Here is an 18,055-nt window from a genome sequence, read left to right as displayed (position 1 = left end):
AGCAGGACCACCACCCTTACCAGCATCACCAGAATGAAGGAAGCGGAGACAATCATGGCGAGCACTGCCCACCTCGATACCTTTGCACGCGACCGGCTGCCGCCCCCGGCGCAGTGGCCGGAACTGCTGTTCAACGAGGACACGCAATACCCCGGGCGCATGAACTGCGCGCTGGAACTGGTCGAGCGCCACGTGCGCGAAGGGCGCGGGGAGCGCGTGGCCATCCGTTACGAACASGACGGCGCGCAGCGCGCCGTCACCTATGCGGATCTGGCCGCGCTGTCGAACCGCATCGCCMACGTGCTCACCGGCGACATGAAGCTGGTGCCGGGCAACCGCGTGCTGCTGCGCGGGCCCAACAACCTGATGATGGCGGCATGCTGGCTGGCGGTGGTCAAGGCCGGCCTGATCGCCGTGCCGACCATGCCGCTGCTGCGTGCCAAGGAACTCAAGCAGGTGATCGACCGCGCCCAGGTCAGCGCGGCGCTGTGCGACGAACGGCTGCGCGAAGAGCTCGATGCCAACCTGGTCGCCGGAACCGAGCAGCATTGCCCGAGCCTGGCGCAGGTGCTGTATTTCAACGGCAGCGGCGCGGGCTCGGTGGAAGCGGCCATGGCCGGCAAGCCGGATGCGTACGCGGCCTGCGACACCGCGGCCGACGACATCTGCCTGATCGCCTTCACCAGCGGCACCACGGGCCAGCCCAAGGGCACGGTGCACTTTCACCGCGATGTGATCGCCATGTGCGACCTGTTTCCGCGCCACGTGCTCAAGCCCGGCCCCGACGACATTTTCTGCGGCACGCCGCCGCTGGCCTTTACCTTCGGCCTGGGAGGCATGCTGTGCTTCCCGCTGCGGGTKGGGGCGTCCACGGCGCTGGMCGAGCGCCTCGCGCCGGACAGCCTGCTGGCACTGATCCAGGCATGGCGTGCCACCATCGTCTTCACCGCGCCGACCTTCTACCGGCAGATGGCGGCGCTGGCGCCGGGCTACGATATTTCCAGCCTGAAGAAGAGCGTGTCGGCCGGCGAGGCGCTGCCCGACGCCACGCGCCAGAGCTGGAAGGCGGCCACCGGGATCGAGATGACCGACGGCATCGGCGGCACGGAGATGATGCATATCTTCATCTCCAGCGCCGGCGCGGATGTGCGGCCGGGCTCGATCGGCAAGGTGGTCCCGGGCTATATCGCCTGCATCGTCGACGATGCGATGCAGGCGGTGCCGCCCGGCACCGTCGGCAAGCTGGCGGTGCGCGGACCCACCGGCTGCCGCTACCTGGACGACCCGCGCCAGTCTGCCTATGTGAGGGACGGCTGGAACCTGCCGGGCGACACCTTCATGGCCKACGCCGATGGCTATTACTACTACCAGGCGCGCTCCGACGACATGATCGTCTCGGCAGGCTATAACATTGCCGGCCCCGAAGTGGAGAGCGCGCTGATGCGGCACGAGGCGGTGGCCGAGTGCGGCGTGGTGGGCATGGCCGATGCCGAGCGCGGCCAGGTGGTCGCGGCCTATGTGGTGCTGCGCCCCGGCGTGCCTGCCAGCGAGGCGACCAGCGCCGCGCTGCAGGCCTACGTCAAGGCCGAGATCGCGCCTTACAAGTATCCGCGGCGCGTGATCTTCGTGGATGCGCTGCCGCGCACCGAGACCGGCAAGCTGCAGCGCTTCCGCCTGCGCCAGATGGCGGAGCAGCAAKGAGCGGGCGGCGGGAGGCAGCCGTGAGCGAGGTMTTCGCCAGCCTGCGCCGCGTGCGCTTCAAGGACTGCGATGCCGCGGGCATCGTGTTCTTCCCGCGCTACTTCGAGATGCTCAACGACCTGGTMGAGGACTGGTTCCGCGAGGCGCTGGGCTGGCCCTTCGGCGAGATGCACGGCGCCGGGCAGGCGGGGGTGCCCACGGCCGCGCTGTCGTGCCGGTTCGTGGCGCCGAGCCGGCTCGACGAAGTGCTGCGCCGGGAATTGCGCGTGACGCATCTGGGGCGCAGCAGCTTCTCCCTGCTGGTGCGCTTTTGCGGGCCCGATGGCGATACGCGGCTGGAAGTGGCGCAGCGGCTGGTCTGCGTCGATGCCGGCGAACTGGTGCCGCGCGCGCTGCCACCGGCGGTGCGCGCGCAGATGGAGCGCTTTGTGCTGCCCCCGGGCGAGGCCGGCAGCATGCAGGCCGGCATGCCCCACGACGCAGCCGGAAGCTGATGGCTGCGCCCCGCCGGGGCCGCCGTCAGGGAAATCAAAAACACAAGCAACGGGATGACCGATCATGAAGATTCTGCAACCACCAGACTGGGCGCCGCCGCGCGGCTACGCCAATGGCGTGATGACCGAAATGCAGGTGGGCAGCCGCCTGCTCTTCGTCGGCGGCCAGATCGGCTGGAACGGCAAGTGCGAGTTCGAGACCGACGATTTCGCGGAGCAGGTGGGGCAAGCCCTGCGCAACGTGGTGGCGGTGCTGGCCGAGGGCGKGGCGCGCCCCGATCACATCGTGCGCATGACCTGGTATGTGAAGGACAAGGAAGCCTACGTGAGTGCCTATCGCGCCATCGGCGAGCATTATCGCGCCACCATCGGACGTCATTTCCCGGCCATGACGGCGGTGGAAGTGGCCGACCTGGTGGAGTCCCGCGCCAAGGTGGAAATAGAGGTCACGGCGGTAGTGCCTCCAGCCGCGTAAGGCCACCAGCGCGGCTCCCGGGGCGGCGGGGCAAGGCGGGCGAAAGCTCCCGATGCGCCCGCAAGTCCTTGATAACTTGAGAAAATGGGTGCGGCGGGGTATAATCCGAAAGTTTCGCTTTCAGAACCCCATCACCCTAGCGCCTACCGAATTCCACCTTCCGCCGCCCCCATTTCGCCCTGGCTCCGCCGCATGATTCTGTGTGGCGTTTCGAGCGCCTGGCGAACGGTCCGGGTGGCAGGCATCGCGCCCAGCGCCATGCCTGCCACCACGCCGGACAACGGGGCACGAGGCGTTGAGCTGGTCGGTCACGGGGTGAATCCAGCAGGAGCCTACCCGTGTTACCGTCTTTTCCGTCCGCCATTCTCGCGCTTGCAGACGGCACGGTCTTTMGTGGCTATTCCATCGGCGCTTCCGGTCATACCATTGGCGAAGTGGTGTTCAACACCGCCATCACMGGTTACCAGGAAATCCTTACCGACCCGAGCTATTCGCGGCAAATCGTCACGCTGACGTATCCGCATATCGGCAATTACGGCGTCAATACCGAGGATGTCGAAGCAACGAAAGTCCATGCCGCCGGCCTGATCATCAAGGATCTGCCGATTCTGGCCTCCAGCTTCCGCAAGGAGCACACGCTCGCGCACTACCTGAAGCAGGAAAAGGTCGTCGCGATCGCCGGCATCGATACCCGCAAGCTGACCCGCATCCTGCGCGAGAAGGGCGCGCAGAACGGCTGCATCCTGGCCGGCGAGGACAATGTGCAGAAAGCCATCGACCTGGCCCGCTCGTTCCCCGGCCTGGCCGGCATGGACCTGGCCAAGGTGGTGTCGGTCAAGGAGCCGTTCGAGTGGACCCAGTCCGAGTGGAAGCTCGGCGAAGGCTACGGCAAGCAGGACAAGCCGCAGTTCCACGTGGTCGCCTATGACTACGGCGTCAAGTTCAATATCCTGCGCATGCTGGCCCAGCGCGGCTGCAAGGTGACCGTGCTGCCGGCGCAGGCCAGCGCCRCGGACGCCCTCGCGCTCAATMCGGACGGCATCTTCCTGTCCAACGGCCCCGGCGACCCGGAACCGTGCGACTACGCCGTCGCCGCCACGCGCGAGTTCATCGCGCGCGGCATCCCCACCTTCGGCATCTGCCTGGGCCACCAGATCATGGCCCTGGCCGTGGGCGCGAAGACGCTCAAGATGAAGTTCGGCCACCACGGCGCCAACCACCCGGTCAAGGACCTGGACGACGGCCGCGTGGTGATCACTTCGCAGAACCACGGCTTTGCCGTGGACGCCGCCACGCTGCCGGCCAACGTGCGCACCACGCACGTGTCGCTGTTCGACGGTTCGCTGCAGGGCTTCGCGCTGACCGACAAGCCGGCTTTCTGCTTCCAGGGCCACCCGGAAGCCTCGCCCGGTCCGAACGACGTGGCTTACCTGTTCGACCGCTTCACCAAGATGATGGCGGACGCACGCAAGTAAGCGCACCGCGCCCCGAAGAAGAAACGAAGACAGTCAGGACGATCCCATGAACGCCTTCATGCACGCAACGCTCKGCATCACCGATTTCTGGACCTTTGTGCTCGGCACGATCTTCATCGTGCTGCTGCCGGGGCCGAATTCGATGTACGTGCTGTCGATCGCCGCCCAGCGCGGCGTGCGCGAAGGCTACAAGGGCGCCTGTGGCGTATTCCTGGGCGATGCCATCCTGATGGTGCTGTCGGCGGCGGGCGTGGCCTCGCTGCTGAAGGCCAGCCCGGCCTTGTTCTACGCGGTGAAGTATGTCGGCGCGGCCTACCTGGGCTGGATCGGCTTCCAGATGCTGCGCGGCGCGCTGCGCAGCTGGTCGGCGCGCGGTAGCGTGGCAGGGGTGCCCGCAGCCGCGCCGGCCGACCGTGTCGCCAGCCCGTTCCGCAAGGCCTTGGTGGTGAGCCTGCTCAACCCCAAGGCCATCCTGTTCTTCATCTCCTTCTTCATCCAGTTCGTCGATCCGCAGTTCGGCCAGCCGGCGCTGTCGTTCGCCGTGCTGGGGCTGGTTTGCCAGGTGTTCAGCTTCGCCTACCTCACCGCGCTCATCCTTGCGGGCGCCAGGCTGGCCGAGATGTTCCGCCGGCGCCGGCGCTTGTCGGCCGGCATGGCCAGCGGCGTGGGCGCCATGTTCATCGGCTTCGGCGCCAAGCTGGCGACAGCCACCCTGAACTGATTCGAATCCTGATATCCGGTGCGGTGCGCGCGAATGCGCGGGCCGGCCAACAAAGAGAGCGTGCAATGCCAAAGCGCACAGACATTAAGAGCATCCTGATCATCGGCGCCGGCCCCATCATCATCGGGCAGGCGTGCGAGTTCGACTATTCCGGCGCCCAGGCCTGCAAGGCGCTGCGCGAGGAAGGCTTCAAGGTCATCCTGGTCAACTCCAATCCGGCCACGATCATGACCGACCCGAATACGGCCGACGTGACCTACATCGAGCCGATTACCTGGGAAGTGGTCGAGCGCATCATCGAGAAAGAACGCCCGGACGCCATCCTGCCGACCATGGGCGGCCAGACCGCGCTGAACTGCGCGCTGGACCTGCATCGCCACGGCGTGCTGGACAAGTACAAGGTGGAACTGATCGGCGCGTCGCCCGAAGCCATCGACAAGGCCGAGGACCGCCAGAAGTTCAAGGAAGCGATGACCAAGATCGGGCTGGGCTCGGCCAAGTCCGGCATCGCCCACTCGATGGAAGAAGCGCTGGCGGTGCAGTCGCAGATTGCCAAGGAAACCGACACCGGCGGCTACCCGATCGTGATCCGCCCGTCGTTCACGCTGGGCGGCTCCGGCGGCGGCATCGCCTACAACCGCGAAGAGTTCGAGGAAATCTGCAAGCGCGGCCTGGATCTCTCGCCGACCCGCGAGCTGCTGATCGAAGAATCGCTGCTGGGCTGGAAAGAGTATGAGATGGAAGTGGTCCGCGACAAGGCGGACAACTGCATCATCATCTGCTCGATCGAGAACCTGGACCCGATGGGCATCCACACCGGCGACTCGATCACCGTGGCCCCGGCGCAGACCCTGACCGACAAGGAATACCAGATCCTGCGCAACGCCTCGCTGGCCGTGCTGCGCGAGATCGGCGTGGACACCGGCGGCTCCAACGTGCAGTTCTCGATCAACCCGGCCGACGGCCGCATGATCGTGATCGAGATGAACCCGCGCGTGTCGCGTTCGTCGGCGCTGGCCTCCAAGGCCACCGGCTTCCCGATCGCCAAGGTCGCCGCCAAGCTGGCGGTGGGCTACACGCTGGACGAGCTGAAGAACGAGATCACCGGCGGCCAGACCCCGGCGTCGTTCGAGCCGTCGATCGACTACGTGGTCACCAAGGTGCCGCGTTTCGCCTTCGAGAAATTCCCTCAGGCCGACAGCCACCTCACCACGCAGATGAAGTCGGTGGGCGAGGTGATGGCCATGGGCCGCACCTTCCAGGAATCGTTCCAGAAGGCGCTGCGCKGCCTGGAAGTGGGCGTGGACGGCCTGGACGACAAGTCCACCGACCGCGACGAGATCGTCGAGGAAATCGGCGAGGCCGGCCCGGACCGCATCTGGTACGTGGGCGACGCCTTCCGCATCGGCATGTCGCTGGAAGAAGTGCACGCCGAGACCTCCATCGACCCGTGGTTCCTGGCCCAGATCGAAGACATCGTCAGGACCGAGACCCTGGTCAAGGCGCGCAAGCTCGATAGCCTGTCGGCGGTCGAGTTGCGCCACCTGAAGCAGAAGGGCTTCTCCGATCGCCGCCTGGCCAAGCTGCTCGGCGCCAAGCCGGCCGAAGTGCGCGCCGCGCGCCACGCCGCCGGCGTGCGCCCGGTCTACAAGCGCGTGGATACCTGCGCGGCCGAGTTCGCCACCAACACCGCATACATGTACGGCACCTACGAGGCCGAGCATGGCGAGTGCGAGGCGCAGCCGACCAACAACAAGAAGATCATGGTGCTGGGTGGCGGCCCGAACCGGATCGGCCAGGGCATCGAGTTCGACTACTGCTGCGTGCACGCCGCGCTGGCGCTGCGCGAAGACGGGTACGAGACCATCATGGTCAACTGCAACCCGGAAACCGTGTCGACCGACTACGACACCTCGGACMGCCTGTACTTCGAGCCGCTGACGCTGGAAGACGTGCTGGAAGTCGTCGACAAGGAAAAGCCGGTCGGCGTGATCGTGCAGTACGGCGGCCAGACCCCGCTGAAGCTGGCGCTGGACCTGGAAGCCAACGGCGTGCCCATCATCGGCACCAGYCCCGACATGATCGACGCGGCCGAAGACCGCGAGCGCTTCCAGAAGCTGCTGCAGGCACTCGGCCTGCGCCAGCCGCCCAACCGCACCGCGCGTGCCGAGGACGAAGCGCTGCGCCTGGCCGAGGAAATCGGCTACCCGCTGGTGGTGCGCCCGTCCTACGTGCTGGGCGGCCGCGCCATGGAAATCGTGCATGAGCCGCGCGACCTCGAGCGCTACATGCGCGAGGCCGTCAAGGTCTCGCACGACTCCCCGGTGCTGCTGGACCGCTTCCTCAACGACGCCATCGAGTGCGACGTCGACGCCCTGAGCGACGGCCAGCGCGTGTTCATCGGCGGCGTGATGGARCACATCGAGCAGGCYGGCGTGCACTCGGGCGATTCGGCCTGCTCGCTGCCGCCGTACTCGCTGGCCCAGGCCACCGTGGACGAGCTCAAGCGCCAGACCGCCGCGATGGCGAAGGCCCTCAACGTGATCGGCCTGATGAACGTGCAGTTCGCCATCCAGCAGACCAACGGCGAAGACGTGGTCTACGTGCTGGAAGTGAATCCGCGTGCCTCGCGCACGGTGCCGTACGTGTCCAAGGCCACCGGCCTGTCGCTGGCGAAGATCGCCGCGCGCTGCATGGCCGGCCAGTCGCTGGACTCGCAGGGTATCCATGATGAAGTGGTGCCGCCGTACTTCAGCGTCAAGGAAGCGGTGTTCCCGTTCAACAAGTTCCCCGGCGTGGACCCGGTGCTCGGACCCGAGATGCGTTCCACCGGCKAAGTGATGGGCGTGGGCAAGACCTTCGGCGAGGCGCTCTTCAAGAGCCAGCTCGCCGCCGGTTCGCGCCTGCCGGAGAAGGGCACCGTGCTGCTGACCGTGAAGGACAGCGACAAGCCGCACGCCGTGAGCGTGGCGCGCATGCTGCACGACATGGGCTACCCCCTGGTGGCCACGCGCGGCACCGCCTCGGCGATCGAAGCGGCCGGCATTCCGGTGCGCGTGGTCAACAAGGTGAAGGACGGTCGTCCGCACATCGTCGACATGATCAAGAACGGCGAACTGGCGCTGGTGTTCACCACCGTGGACGAAACCCGCACCGCCATCGCCGACTCGCGCTCGATCCGTATCTCGGCCCTGGCCAACCGGGTGCCGTACTACACCACCATGGCCGGCGCGCGCGCCGCGGTGGAGGGTCTCAAGCACATGCAGCGCCTGGAGGTCTATGACCTGCAAGGCCTGCACGCCTCGCTGGCCTGATCGTCGGGCCTTCCGGCCCTTCCGGTTGCCCGGCTGCCTGGCCGCCCGCAGTTGCTGCGGGCGGCCGTCTTGGCCTAAACTACGGCAATCTGGTCGGTCAGACCGACGAACCACTCTGAGAACAACCTGAAAAGCCGCGGTTGAGCGGAAGTGCCCGGGCATATGGCCGGGGCATGGTTCCCGCTCCGCTGCGGCTCATTTTTTTGCAGAACGAAAGACATGAGCACGATTCCGATTACCAAGCGTGGCGCTGAATTGCTGAAAGAGGAGCTGCAGCGCCTGAAGGCGGTCGAGCGTCCCGCCGTGATCAACGCCATTTCCGAAGCGCGTGCGCAAGGCGACCTCTCGGAGAACGCGGAATACGACGCCGCCAAGGAAAAGCAGGCCTTTATCGAAGGCCGCATCCTGGAAGTGGAGTCCAAGCTGTCGGCTGCCCAGGTCATCGACCCGACCCAGCTCGACACCGACGGCCGCATCGTGTTCGGCGCCACTGTGGACCTCGAAGACCTGGAGTCCGGCAAGCCGGTGAGCTACCAGATCGTCGGCGACGACGAGGCCGACCTCGACAGTGGCAAGATCTCGGTCAGCTCGCCCATCGCGCGCGCCCTGATCGGCAAGTTCGAAGGCGACGTGGCGATCGTGCTGGCCCCTGGCGGCGAGCGCGAGTACGAAGTCATCACGGTTCGCTATATCTGAACGACTGAACGAGGCTTCGTGTTCTCTTCCTCCTATTCCAGCCTGCCGCCGCTGCCGCACCGGATTTTCCTCCTGCTCACCGTGGTGTGGGCCGGCAGCCTGTGGACCGTGGGCTACATGGTGGCCCCGACGCTGTTTTCGGTGCTGCCCAGCCGCGAAACCGCCGGCCTGATCGCCGGCCAGCTGTTCAGGACCGAGGCCATTCTGGGTGTGGTGGTGGGGGTGCTGCAGCTGGCGCTGTGCAACCTGATGATCCGCCGCGGCGCGGGCCGCTACCGTGGCCTGCGCTGGCTGGTGCTGGGCATGCTGCTATGCGTGCTCGCCGGCTATTTCGGCATCCAGCCTTTCATGGAAAACCTGAAGGACAAGGCATCCGCGCTCGGCGTGGGTGTGTCGGAATCGCCGTACAAAGGCCAGTTCGGCATGCTGCATGGCGTGTCGAGCGTGATCTACCTGGTGCAGAGCCTGCTTGCGCTGGTCATGGTGTGGCGCGCGGCCGCGCCGCGCTCCGCGGGCGAATAAGCCCGGGCATGGCCGGGGCCGGGCCAAGACCTGGCCAGGCTGGAGGAAACGGGGTGCGGGCAGGGGGTGCGGGCGGAATGTTCAGGTCCGCGGCCTKGGTCCGCGGCGGGCAGCAATGCCCCGCCGCTGCCGGACCGGCGCGCGGGCGCGCCGGGCGGGTGCTCAGTCGAGCGCCTTCTTCTTCTGGCTGGTCGRGCGCACGCGAGCGCGCTTGACGTTGCCGCCGGCGGTCACGCGTTCATTGCCCAGCACCGTCACTTGCGAGCGCTTGGGGCGGCGATTGGGTGCGGCGCTAGGCTTCCTGACGGTCACGGTGCGCGGCGCGGCGCCTCCGCGGGGTGCCAGCCGGCCAAGTTCCTGCGGGCGGTTTTCCTTGAGGGTGGCCGKGCCGGGGCGCCATACCACCAGCAGCTTGCCGATGTGCTGGATCGGGGCCGCGTCGAGATCCTCGCAAATGGCTTCGTAGATGGCGAGGCGGTTCTCGCGGTCGTCGCCGAACACGCGGATCTTGATCAGGTCGTGCGAGGCCAGGCTGCGGTCGATTTCCGCCAGGACGGCACGCGTCAGGCCGTCCGCACCGATCATCACGACCGGATTGAGGCCATGGGCGCGGGAGCGGAGTTCGGAGCGCTGGGCTGGAATGAGTTGAAGAGCGGGCATAAGTAAAGCGCAGGCGAGGGCGCAAATTGGCGCAAACGGGCGCGCAGCCAGGTGCGCAAAGCAGGGCACCGAAGTGCCGAAAAAGCGAATCGGCGCGTATTATCCGTCAAACTGGCGCGGTCGGGCTGCAAAATCATCAAAACGAGTGAAAAACGCCTGTCGGGCACCGGGTTGACCGGCCGCTGGCAAGCTTTTCCGATCAGGCGTCATGCGCTACAGGCGCTTTACGCAAGTCTCAGGCAAGTTTCAGGCAAATGGCCAAGAACAAATTCAACCAGTCGTGGCYGCACGACCATATCAACGATCCCTACGTGAAGATGGCGCAGCGCGAGGGCTACCGTGCCCGCGCAGCGTACAAGCTCAAGGAGATCGACGAGCAGGACAAGCTGATCCGGCCCGGCCAGGTCATCGTCGACCTCGGCGCCGCGCCGGGCAGCTGGAGCCAGTACGCGCGCAACAAGCTGGCGGCCTCGCCGCGCGTCAAGGACGGCGGCATCGACGGCGCCGTGGTGGCAATCGATATCCTGCCGATGGAGGCGGTCGCCGACGTCACTTTCATCCAGGGCGACTTCCGCGAAGAGCCGGTCTTCCGACAATTGGAAGAAATCGTGCTGGCAGCCTCCGGCGGGGCGAAAATCGACCTTGTTTTGTCCGATATGGCCCCCAATCTGTCGGGTGTGGCCTTCGCGGATGCCGCGCGCATCGAGTACCTGTGCGAGCTCGCGCTGGAATTTGCCCAGGCCCATTTGAAGCCCGAAGGCTCATTGCTGGTAAAGTGTTTCCATGGCAGCGGGTATAGCCAGATCGTGGAGAAGTTCAAGCGCCAGTTCAAGGTGGTCGCCAAACGCAAGCCCAAGGCGTCGCGCGACAAGTCTTCCGAGACCTTCATACTTGGGCGTTACCTCAAGTCGGCGGAATGAGGCGGGAAGGTGGGGCGGGCCCGTAAAGCGGGCCTATCGCTTCGATGAGTTTGCTTTTTCCCCCGACACCGGGCGCTGCATTACAATGCAGCTATCCCGTTGGCAAGGCGTTCGTAAAGGAGTTTGGCCTTGAATAACAACCTGTTTCAAAAGGCGGCAATCTGGCTCGTGATCGCGCTGGTGTTGTTTACCGTCTTCAAGCAGTTCGACAAGCCCCGCGCGCAGGAAGGCGTCACCTATTCGCAGTTCATGGATGATGCCAAGAACGGCAAGGTGGGCCGCGTCGACGTGCAAGGCCGTAATCTGGTGGTCACGCCCAAGGAAGGGCAGAAGTACACCATCATCTCGCCGGGCGACATCTGGATGGTCGGCGACCTGATGAAGTACGGTGTCCAGGTGACCGGCAAGGCCGACGACGAACCCAACGTGCTGGTGCAGGCCCTGTACTACCTCGGGCCGACCCTGCTGATCATCGTGTTCTGGTTCTACATGATGCGGCAGATGCAGGGCGGCGGCAAAGGCGGCGCCTTCTCCTTCGGCAAATCGCGTGCGCGCCTGATCGACGAAAACCAGAACGCGGTCACTTTCCAGGACGTCGCCGGCTGCGACGAATCCAAGGAAGAAGTGGTCGAGCTGGTGGACTTCCTCAAGGATCCCCAGAAATTCCAGAAGCTGGGCGGGCGCATCCCGCGCGGCGTGCTGCTGGTCGGCCCTCCGGGCACCGGCAAGACGCTGCTGGCGCGCGCCATCGCCGGCGAGGCCAAGGTGCCGTTCTTCAGCATCTCCGGTTCGGACTTCGTTGAAATGTTCGTCGGCGTGGGCGCGGCCCGCGTGCGCGACATGTTCGAGAACGCCAAGAAGCAGGCACCCTGCATCGTGTTCATCGATGAAATCGACGCGGTCGGCCGTCATCGCGGCGCCGGCATGGGCGGCGGCAACGACGAGCGCGAGCAGACTCTCAACCAGATGCTGGTCGAGATGGACGGCTTCGAGGCCAACTCCGGCGTGATCGTGATCGCCGCGACCAACCGTTCCGACGTGCTGGACAAGGCGCTGCTGCGTCCGGGCCGTTTCGACCGCCAGGTCTACGTTGGCCTGCCGGACATCCGCGGCCGCGAGCAGATCCTCAAGGTCCATATGCGCAAGGTGCCGATCGGCAACGACGTCGACGCGTCGGTGATCGCGCGCGGCACGCCGGGCTTCTCGGGCGCCGACCTGGCCAACCTGGTCAACGAGGCCGCGCTGTTTGCCGCACGCCGCAGCAAGCGCGTGGTCGACATGCAGGACTTCGAGGACGCCAAGGACAAGATCTACATGGGTCCGGAGCGCAAGTCCACGGTCATGCGCGAGGAAGAACGTCGCGCGACGGCGTACCACGAGTCTGGCCATGCGGTGGTGGCGAAGCTGCTGCCCAAGGCGGATCCGGTGCACAAGGTCACCATCATGCCGCGCGGCTGGGCGCTGGGCGTGACCTGGCAGCTGCCGGAGCATGACAAGTACTCGAAGTACAAGGACAACATGCTCGACGAGATCGCCATCCTGTTTGGCGGCCGCGCGGCGGAAGAGGTTTTCCTCAACGCCATGAGCACCGGTGCTTCCAACGACTTCGAGCGCGCCACCAAGACCGCGCGCGACATGGTCACCCGCTTCGGCATGAGCGATACGCTGGGCRCGATGGTCTACGTGGATACSGAGCAGGACGGCATGTTCGGCAAGATGTCCTCGAAGACCGTGTCGGAAGCCACGCAGCAGAAGGTCGATTCGGAGATCCGCCGCATCGTCGATGACCAGTACGCGCTGGCCAAGCGCCTGCTCGAAGAGAACCGCGACAAGGTCGAAGCCATGACGACCGCGCTGATGGAGTGGGAAACCATCGACGCCGACCAGGTCAACGACATCATGGCGGGCAAGCCGCCGCGCCCGCCGCGCGGTGCGTCCGGCCAGAACGGTGGTGGTAACACCCCGTCGGGCGGTTCGCCGGTGGCTCCTGCCACCACGCCTGCCACGGCCTGAACGGCCGGCTCGCCAGCAACGGGCGCGGTCTTTTGCCCTGCTGCCTACCGAGCCTGAAGCCGGCGCCCTGTGCGCCGGCTTTTTCATTGCTGCGGCGATGCCGCGGCTGGTCCCGCTTCCCTGGTGTTTCCTGGTTTTCCTATCTTGTCGTCGATCTCCGCTGATTCGTATTTCCAGTGCGGGCGCTACCGCTTCGCGCTCGACCGTCGCCCGCTGGTAATGGGCATCCTCAACGTCACGCCCGACTCGTTCTCCGATGGCGGCCAGCATGCCGGGCGCGACGCGGCGCTGCGCCATGCCGAGCGCATGATCGCCGAGGGCGTGGACATCATCGATATCGGCGGCGAATCAAGCCGGCCCGGCTCGGCTGCATTGCCGCTGGACCAGGAGCTCGAGCGCGTGCTGCCGATGGTGGAGGCGCTGCGCGATTGCGGCCGGCCTTTGTCGATCGACACCTACAAGCCTGAAGTCATGCGTGCCGCGCTGGCCGCGGGCGCGGACCTGATCAACGATATCTGGGGCTTTCGCATGCCGGGCGCGCTCGAGGCCGTCAGCGAAGCGGCGGCCGGGCAGGCCGGGCTGTGTGTCATGCATATGCAACGCGACCCGCAGACCATGCAGGAACAGCCCCGCTACGACGACGTGGTCCGCGAGGTGACGGATTTCCTGGGCGAGCGGGTGGGCGCGCTGCGCGCCGCCGGCGTCGACGACGCCCGTATCACCCTCGATCCGGGCTTTGGCTTCGGCAAGACGCCGGATCATAATCTGCAGTTGCTGGGCCGGCTGCGGCAAGTGGCGGTAGAGGGGCTGCCGTTGCTGGTAGGCTTGTCGCGCAAGTCGACGCTGGGCGCCATCCTGGGCGGCCGGCCGCCGCAGCAGCGTGTCGCCGCCAGCCTGGCCGCGGCGGTCTGTGCGGTGGAGCGCGGTGCATATATCGTGCGCGTGCACGATGTGKAGCAAACCGTCGACGCCCTCAAGACATGGTGGGCGATCCGGCATGAATCGCTTTGCGCGGATGCCAGCTAGTACAAGTCGGCATCGCAAGACAGAACAACGGGAGAAAGAGCTTATGACACGCAAGTATTTCGGCACGGACGGCGTGCGCGGCAGGGTCGGCGAGGCGCCCATCACGCCCGATTTCGTGATGCGCCTGGGCTATGCGGCCGGCATGGTGCTGGCCCACGGGGCCCGGCAGCAGGAGCAGAGCCGTCCGACCGTCCTGATCGGCAAGGACACGCGCATTTCCGGCTATATGCTGGAAGCGGCGCTGGAAGCCGGCTTTACCTCGGCCGGGGTCAACGTGCTGCTGACCGGCCCGCTGCCCACGCCTGGCGTGGCCTATCTGACGCGCGCGCTGCGCCTGTCGGCCGGCGTGGTGATCTCGGCCAGCCACAATCCCTACTACGACAACGGCATCAAGTTCTTCTCCGCCGATGGCGACAAGCTGCCCGATGCGGTGGAGCAGGCCATCGAGGATGCGCTGGAAGAGCCGATGGTGTGCGTGCGCTCCGACGACCTCGGCCGCGCCCGCCGCATCGAGGATGCCGCCGGCCGCTATATCGAGTTCTGCAAGAGCACGTTCCCCTACGAGCAGGACCTGCACAAGCTCAAGCTGGTGGTGGATTGTGCCCATGGCGCCGCCTACCACATCGCGCCGCACGTCTTCCATGAACTGGGCGCGGACGTGGTCTCGATCGGCAACCAGCCCGACGGGCGCAACATCAATGCCGGCTACGGCGCTACCGCCCCCCAGAAGCTGATCGAGGCGGTCAAGGCCAACGGCGCGGATCTTGGCCTGGCCTTCGACGGCGATGCCGACCGCCTGCAGGTGGTGGACCGCGACGGCCGACTGTTCAACGGGGACGAACTGCTCTATCTGATGGTGCAGGACCGCCTGCGAGCCGGCCAGAAGGTGGAAGGCGCGGTCGGCACGCTCATGACCAATATGGCGGTCGAACTGGCCCTCAAGCGCCAGGGGGTGGAGTTCGTGCGGGCCAAGGTGGGCGACCGCTACGTGCTGGAAGAGCTGAACAAGCGCAAGTGGGTGCTGGGCGGCGAAGGCTCCGGCCACCTGCTGTGCCTGGACCGGCACACCACCGGCGACGGCATCGTCTCCGCCCTGCAGGTGCTCGCAGCGCTGCGCCGCAGCGGCAAGACCCTGGCGCAGTTGCTGGAGGGCGTTTCGCTGTTCCCGCAGACGCTGATCAATGTGCGCGTGGAGAAGGGCTTCGACTGGCAGTCCCACGCCGGCCTGAGCGCCGCGMGCGCCGCCATCGAGCCCCAGCTCGAGGGCAAGGGCCGCGTGCTGATCCGTGCTTCGGGAACCGAGCCGGTGGTGCGCGTGATGGTCGAGGCCGAGCAGGTCGAGACCGCGGAGCGGGCAGCGCAGACGCTTGCGGATTCGCTGCGCGCCTGACGGCGAGGGCAGCCAGCGCTGCGGAACTGCCGGGCGTTTGCCGGAGCAGGCAGGGCGTTAGCTGAATCGGGTGATTGGTGACGAGGCCGGGTGAGAACCCGGCCTTTGTTGTTTCCGGGGTCGCAATTAACGGCCGGGAAGGCGCGCCGATGCTGCCCGGCACCCAGGTTCCTCCGCCGGCAAGATTGCGCACTTCTTGTKATTCGTGATGCTCTCCTGGGCKGCGTTCGTCGTCCTCCCCGCGCCATCGCCAGGAGACTTGCGGCCGACTTGCAAGAAGATTTCGTGATGTCATGGAATTGTCACAGACGGGGCATACAGTTCGACGTGTCAAAAAATTGTMATTCCCCAACCATGTCTCTGGAGGACATATGAAGCTGGTCAAGACTGCCGTAGCAGGCATCGTGTCGTTGGTGGTGGCGGGCACTGCGTTCGCGGCGGAAATTACCGGTGCTGGCGCTTCCTTCCCGGCGCCCGTGTATTCCAAGTGGGCCGATGCATACCAAAAGGCAACGGGTAACAAGGTCAACTATCAATCCATCGGCTCGTCCGGCGGCATCAAGCAGATCGGCGCCAAGACCGTCGACTTCGGTGCTTCGGACGCGCCCCTGAAGGACGAGGAACTGGTCAAGCAAGGCCTGGTGCAGTTCCCGACGGTGATCGGCGGCGTGGTGCCGGTGATCAACCTGCAAGGCATCAAGCCGGGCGAACTGACCATCACCGGCGAAGTGCTGGCMAACATCTATCTGGGCAAGATCAAGAAGTGGGACGACGCCGCCATCAAGGCGCTGAACCCGCACGCCAAGCTGCCGAACCAGGACATCCTGCCGGTGCGCCGCGCCGACGGTTCGGGCACCACCTTCATCTTCACCAACTATCTGACCAAGGTCAGCCCGGACTGGAAGAATTCGGTCGGCGAAGGCACCACCGTCAACTGGCCGGGTGGTGGCACGGGCGGCAAGGGCAATGAAGGCGTGGCCGCCTTCGTGCAGCGGCTGAACGGCGCCATCGGCTATGTCGAGTACGCCTACGCCAAGCAGAACAAGATGACCCACCTGAACATGAAKAATGCTTCGGGTGCGGTGGTGCAGCCGGGTGACGACGGCTTCAAGGCCGCCGCCGCGGGCGCAGACTGGACCAAGACCTACTACCAGATCCTGACCAACCAGCCGGGCAAGACCGCATGGCCGATCGCGGGCGCGACCTTCATCCTGGTGCACAAGAGCCAGGAAAAGGCAGCGCAGGGCGCCGAAGTGCTGAAGTTCTTCGACTGGGCCTACAAGAGCGGTGCCGGCATGGCCAGCGACCTGGACTACGTGCCGCTGCCGGAAAGCGTCGTGAACCAGATCCGTGCCACCTGGAAGACCTCGGTGAAGGACGGTTCGGGCAAGGCGCTGTACAACTGATGAAGGGCTGGGCGCCGGGCCGGGTGCATGCGTGCCCGGCCCGGCGGCCGTGCCGGGGCGCCGGAAGGCACTGCCCCGGCACGGCCAGGCAGTACGGCAGCACCGCAGCACCGCATGACACGCAGTACAGCAGCATAGAAGTACCGAATACCCGATACGCGCATTCAGGGCACGGATCCTGGCAACCGCGACGCAGGGCAGGGCCTGCCGGCTGCGGCGGCGGGAGCAGCCGGCGACCCGCCACCTAAACGAACCCAATACCTCATCATGGCGACTACATCCGATCTATCCGCAGTACGGCCGCCCAGCCGTACCGGTGACATCCTGTTCGGTGGCCTGACGCGCGGCGCCGCCATCGTGACCTTGCTGCTGCTGGGCGGCATCATCGTGTCGCTCGCGATCAGCGCCTGGCCGTCCATCCAGACCTTCGGCCTGCGCTTCCTGTGGACCGCCGAGTGGGATCCACCCGCGGACGTCTACGGCGCGCTAGTGCCGATCTACGGCACCATCGTCACGTCGCTGATCGCCCTGATTATCGCGGTGCCCATCAGTTTCGGCATCGCACTGTTCCTCACCGAGCTGTCCCCGGCATGGTTGCGCCGCCCGCTCGGCACGGCCATCGAACTGCTGGCCGCAGTGCCGTCGATCGTCTACGGCATGTGGGGCCTGCTGGTGTTCGCGCCGATCTTCGGCGAGTACTTCCAGAAGCCGCTGGCCGCCACGGTCGGGCAACTGCCGCTGGTCGGCAAGCTGTTCCAGGGTGCGCCGCTGGGCATCGGCCTGCTGTGCGCCGGCGTGATCCTGGCCATCATGATCATTCCCTACATCGCGTCGGTGATGCGCGATGTCTTCGAGGTGACCCCGGTGCTGCTAAAGGAATCGGCCTACGGTGTCGGCTGCACCACATGGGAAGTGATGTGGCGCGTGGTGCTGCCCTACACCCGCGCCRGCGTGATCGGCGGCGTGATGCTCGGCCTTGGCCGCGCGCTGGGCGAAACCATGGCCGTCACCTTCGTGATCGGCAACACCAACCGGCTGGACAACCCCTCGCTGTTCTCGCCCKGCAACAGCATCACCTCGGCGCTGGCCAACGAGTTMGCCGAAGCCGGCGCGGGCCTGCACACGGCCGCGCTGATGGAGCTTGGCCTGATCCTGTTCTTCATCACTTTCGTGGTCCTCGCGCTGTCCAAGATCCTGCTGCTGCGCCTGGCCAAGAACGAGGGCGCGAAATGAGCCAAGCCA

General features: G+C 66.0%; 15 protein-coding genes. 14 read left to right on the top strand and 1 reads right to left on the bottom strand.

The window, feature by feature from the left end:
• Positions 1–54 precede the first annotated feature (54 nt).
• The 8 genes from AC1DKV_RS25620 to AC1DKV_RS25585 all read left to right on the top strand — a co-directional run bounded on the left by AC1DKV_RS25620 (position 55) and on the right by AC1DKV_RS25585 (position 9,398).
• Entirely contained in the window at positions 55–1,725 is a 1,671-nt protein-coding gene (locus AC1DKV_RS25620) for an AMP-binding protein (protein ID WP_477138301.1), read from the top strand.
• Positions 1,722–2,195, top strand: coding sequence for an acyl-CoA thioesterase (locus tag AC1DKV_RS25615; protein WP_441618259.1), 474 nt, complete (start codon positions 1,722–1,724; stop codon positions 2,193–2,195). The genes AC1DKV_RS25620 and AC1DKV_RS25615 overlap by 4 nt, the downstream gene beginning before the upstream one ends.
• Before the next feature lie 64 nt (positions 2,196–2,259).
• Positions 2,260–2,670 carry a RidA family protein gene (locus AC1DKV_RS25610; RefSeq protein ID WP_477138300.1) on the top strand — a complete coding sequence of 137 codons (411 nt, stop codon included), beginning with the start codon at positions 2,260–2,262 and terminating at the stop codon, positions 2,668–2,670.
• Between the two features lie 338 nt (positions 2,671–3,008).
• A complete protein-coding gene (gene carA, locus AC1DKV_RS25605) occupies positions 3,009–4,145 on the top strand; it encodes a glutamine-hydrolyzing carbamoyl-phosphate synthase small subunit (protein WP_477138299.1) in 1,137 nt (378 codons plus the stop codon).
• 46 nt (positions 4,146–4,191) lie between these two features.
• Positions 4,192–4,866 (top strand): leucine efflux protein LeuE, encoded by a 675-nt coding sequence (gene leuE / locus AC1DKV_RS25600; protein WP_477138298.1) that lies wholly within the window; start codon positions 4,192–4,194, stop codon positions 4,864–4,866.
• A gap of 65 nt (positions 4,867–4,931) precedes the next feature.
• The gene (gene carB, locus AC1DKV_RS25595; protein WP_477138297.1) at positions 4,932–8,180 is read left to right on the top strand and encodes a carbamoyl-phosphate synthase large subunit; all 3,249 of its coding nucleotides are present in this window, start codon (positions 4,932–4,934) and stop codon (positions 8,178–8,180) included.
• 219 nt (positions 8,181–8,399) lie between these two features.
• The gene (greA, locus tag AC1DKV_RS25590; protein WP_441618268.1) at positions 8,400–8,876 is read left to right on the top strand and encodes a transcription elongation factor GreA; all 477 of its coding nucleotides are present in this window, start codon (positions 8,400–8,402) and stop codon (positions 8,874–8,876) included.
• A gap of 18 nt (positions 8,877–8,894) precedes the next feature.
• On the top strand, positions 8,895–9,398 hold the full coding sequence (locus AC1DKV_RS25585) for a DUF4149 domain-containing protein (RefSeq protein WP_441618270.1): 504 nt from the start codon (positions 8,895–8,897) through the stop codon (positions 9,396–9,398).
• 162 nt (positions 9,399–9,560) lie between these two features.
• On the opposite strand, the gene AC1DKV_RS25580 is transcribed toward AC1DKV_RS25585, so the two are convergent.
• Entirely contained in the window at positions 9,561–10,058 is a 498-nt protein-coding gene (locus AC1DKV_RS25580) for a YhbY family RNA-binding protein (protein ID WP_477138296.1), read from the bottom strand.
• A 254-nt stretch (positions 10,059–10,312) separates the two neighbouring features.
• Here AC1DKV_RS25580 and AC1DKV_RS25575 point away from each other — a divergent pair, with 254 nt between their 5' ends.
• From AC1DKV_RS25575 to pstC, 6 genes are all read left to right on the top strand, one after another.
• Positions 10,313–10,978 carry an RlmE family RNA methyltransferase gene (locus tag AC1DKV_RS25575; protein ID WP_477138295.1) on the top strand — a complete coding sequence of 222 codons (666 nt, stop codon included), beginning with the start codon at positions 10,313–10,315 and terminating at the stop codon, positions 10,976–10,978.
• Positions 10,979–11,107: 129 nt separating this feature from the next.
• Entirely contained in the window at positions 11,108–12,991 is a 1,884-nt protein-coding gene (gene ftsH, locus AC1DKV_RS25570; RefSeq protein WP_477138294.1) for an ATP-dependent zinc metalloprotease FtsH, read from the top strand.
• Between the two features lie 219 nt (positions 12,992–13,210).
• Complete coding sequence (gene folP, locus AC1DKV_RS25565) at positions 13,211–14,017, top strand: dihydropteroate synthase (protein WP_477138314.1); 807 nt, start codon at positions 13,211–13,213, stop codon at positions 14,015–14,017.
• Between the two features lie 43 nt (positions 14,018–14,060).
• Positions 14,061–15,407 (top strand): phosphoglucosamine mutase, encoded by a 1,347-nt coding sequence (gene glmM, locus AC1DKV_RS25560; RefSeq protein WP_477138293.1) that lies wholly within the window; start codon positions 14,061–14,063, stop codon positions 15,405–15,407.
• A gap of 371 nt (positions 15,408–15,778) precedes the next feature.
• A complete protein-coding gene (pstS, locus tag AC1DKV_RS25555; protein ID WP_477138292.1) occupies positions 15,779–16,813 on the top strand; it encodes a phosphate ABC transporter substrate-binding protein PstS in 1,035 nt (344 codons plus the stop codon).
• A gap of 267 nt (positions 16,814–17,080) precedes the next feature.
• Complete coding sequence (gene pstC, locus AC1DKV_RS25550) at positions 17,081–18,046, top strand: phosphate ABC transporter permease PstC (RefSeq protein ID WP_477138291.1); 966 nt, start codon at positions 17,081–17,083, stop codon at positions 18,044–18,046.
• Positions 18,047–18,055 lie beyond the last annotated feature (9 nt).

Source organism: Cupriavidus sp. 05T41, assembly GCF_056396525.1.
Note: the sequence above shows the minus strand (reverse complement) of the source record. Positions and strands in the feature narration are given on the sequence as shown.